The organism is Streptomyces sp. NPDC043952 (assembly GCF_056435325.1).
Genome location: NZ_JBWKES010000043.1, coordinates 48,440 through 55,820 on the forward strand (window position 1 = coordinate 48,440; position 7,381 = coordinate 55,820).

A 7,381-nucleotide genomic window follows, 5' to 3' on the forward strand; every position below is an offset into this window, starting at 1 on the left:
AGATGGCGTTCGAACGCGCCCGAGGGAAAAGAACCAGCTGCCCGGAGGGTCGCAGAACTCTACAGTGGTCCGCATGCCGAAAACGTCTCCGCAGCGCGCGACTCTACCCAACGGGCTCCGCGTGGTAGCTCAGTCCGTACCAGGTGTTCCCGCAATCGGAGTCGCCGTGCATTATGACGTCGGATTTCGATCCGAGCCCTATGGGCGGTCTGGTTTCGCCCACCTTTTTGAGCACATGATGTTCCAGGGAAGTCGGAACGTCGAAAGAGGAGAGCACTTTTCCCTGGTGCAAGGAGCCGGCGGAGTTGTTAACGGAAGCACGTATCCGGACTACACGGACTACCACCAAGTGGTGCCGGCCTCCGCTCTGGAACGCGTCCTCTTCCTTGAGGCCGACCGCATGGCTTCTCTGAACGTTACCGAGTCCAACCTCAAAACGCAGCGGGAGGTCGTCAAGGAAGAGATCAGGCTCAACGTCAACAACCGCCCCTACGGAGGGTTCCCGTGGACGGTGCTGCCTTCGGTGCTGTACGAGACGTGGGCGAACGCCCACAACGGCTACGGCGACTTCGGGGACCTGGACAAGGCGACGGCTGCCGAGTGCGCTGAGTTCTTCACCACCCACTACATGCCGGGCAATGCCGTCCTCACAGTCTGCGGAGACATCGATCCGCAGCACGCGATCGAGGCCGCCACCAGGCAGTTCGAAGCGGTGCCGAGCCAGCCGGTACCCGCGCCTGTGCCACTGAGCGAACCGCGGCGTCCCGGACCGCTACGCGGCACCGTTCGGGACATCTTCGCACCCCGCCCGGCGACCGCTCTTGGCTTTCGCCTGCCCGATCCCGGCAAGCACCTCGATGCGTACCTTGCGCACATGGTGCTTTCCACTCTGCTGACCGGCAGCGAACACGCCGCGCTCAAGCAGAAGCTGGCCGCCATGTCCGTCGACGTCAGCTCCGGCTGCGGTCTGTTCGGCCCCCTACAGGCACGCGACCCGGACACCTTCATCATCGTCGCCACCCATCCGTCGCAGGTCTCCTCACAGCAGATCGCGCAGAGCACCGATGCCGTCTTCGCCGGCATCGCGTCGAGCAAAGTGGACGAGCAGGACATCGCCAAGGCCGTGGCACTCACCCGCAGCCGCCTCCTCCAGAAGCAGGACTCCCTACTGGCCCGCACCCGGTCCCTGGGCACGCACGAACTGCTCTTCGGCCGCCCCGGCCTGGGCGAGACACTCCACAACCTCGTGGCCGACATCACCACACCACAGGTCATCGCTGCCGCAAAGCAGCTGAGCGAGCAGCAGCCCGCCGTGCTGTCTCTCCTGGCCGAAGGAGACAACCGGTGAACCGGACTCTGCCTCCACTGGGCGACCCGCCCAAGGTCACCCTGCCGCCCACCACCGACACGACGCTGACCAACGGGCTGCGCATCGTGGCATGCCGACTGCCCTCGATCCCCTTGATCCAAGCCCACCTGGCAGTGCCGGTCCACCTGGCAAACGAGCGCGAACTCGCTGCGCTGGAGGTGCTCACCGCCGCCCTGCCGCACCAGTCCCGGGCCGCCAAACGCCTGGAACACGTCGGGGGAAGCCTGAGCTCCTCCCGGCGCGGGGCATGGCTGGGCCTGAGCGCCTCCTGCCCGGCCTCCCAACTGCCGCTGCTAGGAGACACGCTGGCACAGACGCTCGCCAGTACCGAGCAGTCGCCGGCCAGCATCGACGAAGCGCGCAACAAGGTCTTCCGGCAGGCGCAGCTCGCCGCCGCCCAGCCAGGCCTGGTCTCCCAGCAGGCCCTACTACGGCAGTTGTACGGCACTGTCCCCTTGCCGCTGCTCCCACTGGCCTCGCCCGCCCACCTGCGCGAGATCGAGCACCGGAAGATCACCGCCGCCCAGCGTCAGATGGTGCGTCCACAGGAAGCAATGCTCGTCATCGTCGGCGACCTCGACCCCGAAACCGCCGTTCAAGTGCTCCACAAGCGGCTGAGCAACTGGAAGCCCTGCGCGCACGGCACGTTCACCGCGGCAACACGCTGCCCCGCCCCGGCCGCCCCGACGCTGCAGCAGAAACAGCAGGCCGGTTGGGTGCAGTCCCATCTGCGGCTAGCAGCGCCCGGAGTAGACCGCGAGCATCCCCAATTCCCAGCCCTGTCCGTTGCTTCGGTCGTCTTCGGCGGCTACTTCTCCTCACGGCTGGTATCCGTGCTGCGGGAACAACTCGGGCTCGCCTACCGCGTGGAGTCGGCATTCACCGACCACCTCGACCGCCTGCTCATCGGCGTGGAGGCGGACACGGCCACGGCCGCAACCGGCCCCGCTCTGCGGCAGCTCATCCGTGAGCTGGACCGCTTCGCGCACAAGGGACCGACCACGCAGGAGATCGACGCGGCTCTGCGCTACATGACAGGGGTCACCGTCCTGTCCCTGGCCTCCCAGAGCGGTCTGGCCTCCACCCTCCTGTCCCACCTCATGCTCGGCCAGCCCGTGGACTGGCTGGCCACCTTCACCCAGCGCCTGGCGGACGTCAGCGCAGCCGAGGTCAGGGAGACGGCCGGCATGTTCTATGACCCGGCCCGGTTCGGCGGCGTCGTCGTCGGCGACCTGAAGAACGTAGAGATGAGCGACACAGATGACGAAATTGGCTGAGAAGACACCGGCTGACACGGCCGTATCCGTCAGAGGCTTGCGCATGTCCTATGGTGCACGCGATGTTCTGCGGGGCATCGACCTGACAATCCGGCAAGGCGAGCTCTTCGCGCTGCTGGGCCCCAACGGAGCTGGCAAAACCACCACCGTGGAAATCCTGGAGGGCTACCGCAAGCGCTCCGCAGGCGAGGTGCGTGTACTGGGCACCGATCCCTCGGCGGTCGACCACGCATGGCGCCGCCGCGTAGGCGTGGTGATGCAGTCGTGGCGCGACCACGCCCGCTGGCGGGTTCGGGAACTCATGGTGCACTTCGCTGGCTACTACCCGCGCGCCTACGCGGCCGACGAACTGCTGGAACTGGTGGGTCTGCAGGAGCAGGCAAACCAGGAACTGGGCAGGCTCTCCGGCGGCCAGCGTCGCCGAGTGGACGTCGCTCTGGGCATCATCGGTCGCCCTGAGCTGCTCTTCCTCGACGAGCCGACGACCGGATTCGATCCCCAGGCCCGCCGCACCTTCCACGAGCTCATCCTGAGTTTGAAGGACGCCGGAATGACGATCCTGCTCACCACGCACGACCTGGAGGAAGCCGAACGGCTCGCCGACCGCACCGCGATCCTGATCGGCGGCGGCCTCGTCGCCTGCGGCACCCCGACGGAGCTGGCACAGAAGGTGCAAGCGTCCGCACAGGTGCGATGGACCGCCGAAGGCATCACCCACAACCAGGCCACACACGACCCCTCCCAACTCGTGTGGGAACTCCATGAGAAGTTCGGTGGCCCCATCCCCGGCCTCGAGGTGATCCGGCCGTCCTTGGAGGACACCTACCTCGGTCTCGTACGCGCCGAAGGAGCAGAAACGTGACGGAAGCAATCACCAACGGGATGCGCCGCGGCGCGATGGAGCTTCGGCACCTGGTGCGATCCTCCAAGGACCTCTCCAGCTACTTGTTCAACGTCGTTGTGTTCGTGCTCGTCGCCAACTGGCGCCACCAGCAGGCACAGCTCATCGTCGCCGGTGGCATTGCCTCACTCGCCGTTCTGACAGCGCTGACCTCGCTCCCGCAGGTACTGGCCAGCGATAAGACCGACGGAACCCTGCTGCGGGTCCGCGGCCTGCCCAACGGACTGCTCGCCTATGTCACCGGAAAAATCCTCTTCGTCACCTGCGTAGCCCTCGCCAGCTCCCTCCTCCTGCTCTTGCTAGGCGCGGGCATCAACAACAGCGGCCTGCCCGGCACCGTGACAGCTTGGCTCACGCTGCTCTGGATCCTCGTGGCAGGCTTCGCCGCGACGGCGCCGCTTGGCCTGCTCATCGGCGCCGTGCTGCCCAATGCACGCGAGGCCCTGGCCATGGTCATGTTCCCTGTCTACGGGCTGCTTGCCATCTCCGGCGTCTTCTTCCCCCTGTCACAGCTACCCGGCTGGCTCCAGGCCGTGGCCAAAGCCTTCCCCCTGAAGTGGATGGCGCAAGGTGTACGAGCGGCCCTCACCTCTGGCGGGGGCAGCGGCTGGCAACTGCCTGCGCTAGGCGTCTTCTTCGTCTGGGCGGTTTTGGGCAGCCCCCTGGCCGCGTGGCTGCTGCAGCGCACGACGCGCCGCGAGTCGGGAAGTGCCCTGGCCCGCCGCCGTGAACTCTCCACCGACCCCGTGAAGTAGAGGCACACATGACTTCTCCCCACGTGACCAGCGTGATGTTCCCCGTCCAAGCCTCGGACATCGGCGCGGCCGTCCCGTTCGCCCGGCTGGTGCAGCAGCGCGGAAGCGGCCGAATGTGGATGGGCCAGTCCCTGCGCCTGGAGACCCACCACGTGTTCGCCGCCCTCGCCGGAATGGGCCTGCGCATTCCCTTTGGTACCAGCGTCGTCCTCTCGCCGTTACAGCACCCCTATCAGGCAGCCGTGGCCGCCCGGTCCGTGGCCGCCCTCTCCGGCCACCCCTACGTGGCCGGCATAGGCCCCGGCAGCAGCGAATTCCAGAACACCGTCTCCCCGGCCACCAGCAGCCGGCCAGTCAGCACCGTGCGGGAGTACGTCAGCACCGTAAGAGCGCTGCTGGACGGGAAGCACCCGCATTCCATCGCCGGGACGTTCACCACTGACGGCGCGGGACTGACCGAGTTCTCCCACCCTGGCGTCGAGGTCGGGCTCGGCGTACTGCGACCCGCCATGGCCCGTGCCGCAGGACGGGCCGCGGATGTAGCGATCACCTGGCTCGCCCCGCCCGCCTACCTCAGGGACACCCTCATCGCGGAGATGTCCGCCAGCGCACAGGCCGCCGACCGGAAGCCACCGCGCGTCGCCTCAGTCGTGCACGTTGCGGTGGCGCGGCCCGGCCGCGACCTCGTCCAAGCCGCGTACACCGCAGTCGGCCCGCACCTGGCCAGCCAGCACTACACCGACATGCTGCGCCAAGGCGGGATCCCCGCCGACCCGGCCGAGCCGCTCCAGGGCGCCGAGCAACTGGTGAAGGCAGGCGTGTTCATATCTGGATCACCGAAGGAAATCGCGGCCCAGCTAGCCAACCTGCACAGCCACGGCGTGCACGAGGTCATCCTCAACGTGTGCGGAGTATGCCTCACCGAGGGCCCCGGAGCCGCCCTGCGCGATCTCACCGCCATCCTTACTGCTGTGGACGAGGCGGCCCATGTCTGAGACAACCGCAGCCGAGCAGGGCACACCACCGGTCTTCGGCGGCCACCGCCTCCTTTACATCGCCACGGGCAGCATCGGCACCATGTTCCTGCCCATGTGGCTGCACTGGCTGCGCGGGGCATACCCCCAGATGGAAGTCCGCTGTGCCCTCACCCGGTCGGCGCACCAGTTCGTCGGTTCCACCGCGGTAGCCGTGACCGGCGGCCGGCCCGCCATCCAGGATGTCTGGCCCGACAACCCCGAAAGCGCCACGCACGTGGAACTGTCCCGCTGGGCCGACACCGTCCTCGTCCACCCCGCGACCTTCCACTTCACCGCTCGCTTCGCCCTCGGCCTCGCCGACACCCCTCTGCTCCTGGCGTTGGAGTGCACGTCCGCGGCCATCGCCGTAGCACCGGCCCCACCGCCAGGCGCCGACACCTCTCCCGCCTACCGTCGCCACGTGCACCAACTTTCACAGCGATCGAACGTGGTCGTGGTCCCACCCAAGCCCGGCTTCAGCCTGACCACCGGCGAGCCCGGCCCCTCAGCGGCGACCCTGCCCGATGCGCTCCACGCCTTGGAGAACTTGCGCCGGTCGATGACCGCCCCTGAGCAGCCGAAGGAAACAGTGTGAAGGCCCCGGCCACGGCCGGCGCCCAGCGGGAGTTCGGCACCGGATACCTGAAAACCCGGATTAACAGACTCTCGCCGGGTCGCTACGCCTGGCAGCGTCGTCCCGGGCCCGACCGGACGGTCCCACTGCGCCAACCCACCACCGCCTTCCGGCGGCAAACCGCGGCCGCTGCACACGGCACCGTGCAATTCGTCACTCCTCTGCCCGACACCGCCCCCGACGGCTCCCTCACCTACCTGGTACCCGGCTCGATGACCGCTGCCGGCCTGCTGTCCCGCACCCCCACCCCGCGACAACACGAGCAATTACTGCGCACCATGAGTGACGCCGGGCACGCACTCCGATCGCTCCACCGCCATGCCCACCCCAACACTGCGCCGGGTCCGGCACCGGGCCCGGCCCGGCTGCTGGCCTGGCTGGATACCGGGTCGGGCCCACGGGCCGCCGCCGCCTTACACCAGCGGATGACCCAGCACCTAGGCACCACCCGCTGGCAACAGGCACGCAAGTGGTGCCAAGCCGCTGTGCAACACCCCGGTCCCGCCGCAGCCACCTTGCACGGCGCATTCGGTCTCGGGCAGATCGTCATGGCCGACGCCCCCGACGAGGGCGCTGCAATCCTGGTCGGCGAGGACACCTGCGGAGGACGCGGTGAACTCGATGCCGGATGGCTTCTCGGGGAACTGGCTGAACTCCAGATGATCACGACGGTCGCGAACAAGCCCCGACCCCTCCTGGGCGAGGCCCGCGACCACTTTCTCGCTGCCTACGGCCCGGTCGCGGACGGCACCGCCCTGACACGCGCTGCCGTGCTACGGACCCTCACCCACGTCCACGACTTTGCCGCCTTCGTCGGCTGGCACCCTGAACTCCTGCTCTACACCCGCTACATCGCGGACTTGATAGACGATCAAGGGGCCAGCACGCGTCACCCCTGGTAAGCACCGCACGCCATCCACCGCTTAAGGAGTAGACATGTCTTCCTTCTTCGACCGCCGCCGCAACCTGACCGTCATCCGCGACGTCGACGTCGCCTGCACCCAGCTTGAGCAGGCCCTGGTCGACGCCGACCCCTCGCTGGTGCCAGGGCTGCAGCACGCCCTGGACCTTCTCCGCAACCTTCCTTCCTCCGAGGAGGAAGTGACGACAGAGTGGGCCAAGGGCGTACTGGCCGCCGCGGGTGTCGACCCCAAGCACGAAGTGCGCGCCACCAAGGCACTGCGCGACGCCAAGCCCGAACTGTCACTGGCCGCCGCAGTGGAGATCGCCAAGAAGGCAGCTCGGTGACCATCTCTCACGCCGCCCCGCAGCAGATCCGCATTGGTGCGGACCTGCTGCGGCAAAACCGCATCCAACTCGGTTCCGCCCTGCTGTTAGAACTCCTAACGAAATGATCTTCGGGGTGATTGGATCACTGCGGGACTGGTGATCTGGGGGTGTGGGGTGGCTCGGCCGAAGCCCTGGGAAG

Annotated in this window: 8 protein-coding genes; all 8 read left to right on the forward strand. The window is 67.6% G+C overall.

Annotated features, from left to right (window positions below; all coding sequences use genetic code 11):
* Positions 1-166 precede the first annotated feature (166 nt).
* The 8 genes from AC069R_RS30685 to AC069R_RS30720 are packed head-to-tail and all read left to right on the forward strand — an operon-like array spanning position 167 to position 7,200.
* Positions 167-1,348 carry a M16 family metallopeptidase gene (locus tag AC069R_RS30685; RefSeq protein ID WP_478769991.1) on the forward strand — a complete coding sequence of 394 codons (1,182 nt, stop codon included), beginning with the start codon at positions 167-169 and terminating at the stop codon, positions 1,346-1,348.
* On the forward strand, positions 1,345-2,646 hold the full coding sequence (locus tag AC069R_RS30690; RefSeq protein WP_478769992.1) for a M16 family metallopeptidase: 1,302 nt from the start codon (positions 1,345-1,347) through the stop codon (positions 2,644-2,646). The genes AC069R_RS30685 and AC069R_RS30690 overlap by 4 nt, the downstream gene beginning before the upstream one ends.
* On the forward strand, positions 2,630-3,508 hold the full coding sequence (locus AC069R_RS30695) for an ABC transporter ATP-binding protein (RefSeq protein ID WP_478769993.1): 879 nt from the start codon (positions 2,630-2,632) through the stop codon (positions 3,506-3,508). The genes AC069R_RS30690 and AC069R_RS30695 overlap by 17 nt, the downstream gene beginning before the upstream one ends.
* The gene (locus tag AC069R_RS30700) at positions 3,505-4,302 is read left to right on the forward strand and encodes an ABC transporter permease (protein ID WP_478769994.1); all 798 of its coding nucleotides are present in this window, start codon (positions 3,505-3,507) and stop codon (positions 4,300-4,302) included. Before AC069R_RS30695 ends, AC069R_RS30700 begins: the two co-directional genes overlap by 4 nt.
* An 8-nt stretch (positions 4,303-4,310) precedes the next feature.
* A complete protein-coding gene (locus AC069R_RS30705) occupies positions 4,311-5,297 on the forward strand; it encodes an LLM class flavin-dependent oxidoreductase (protein ID WP_478769995.1) in 987 nt (328 codons plus the stop codon).
* Entirely contained in the window at positions 5,290-5,913 is a 624-nt protein-coding gene (locus AC069R_RS30710) for a flavoprotein (RefSeq protein WP_478769996.1), read from the forward strand. Before AC069R_RS30705 ends, AC069R_RS30710 begins: the two co-directional genes overlap by 8 nt.
* Positions 5,910-6,854: a hypothetical protein gene (locus AC069R_RS30715; protein WP_478769997.1), complete on the forward strand. Its 945-nt coding sequence runs from the start codon at positions 5,910-5,912 to the stop codon at positions 6,852-6,854. Before AC069R_RS30710 ends, AC069R_RS30715 begins: the two co-directional genes overlap by 4 nt.
* Positions 6,855-6,888: 34 nt before the next feature.
* Positions 6,889-7,200 carry a hypothetical protein gene (locus AC069R_RS30720; RefSeq protein WP_478769998.1) on the forward strand — a complete coding sequence of 104 codons (312 nt, stop codon included), beginning with the start codon at positions 6,889-6,891 and terminating at the stop codon, positions 7,198-7,200.
* Positions 7,201-7,381: the final 181 nt, after the last annotated feature.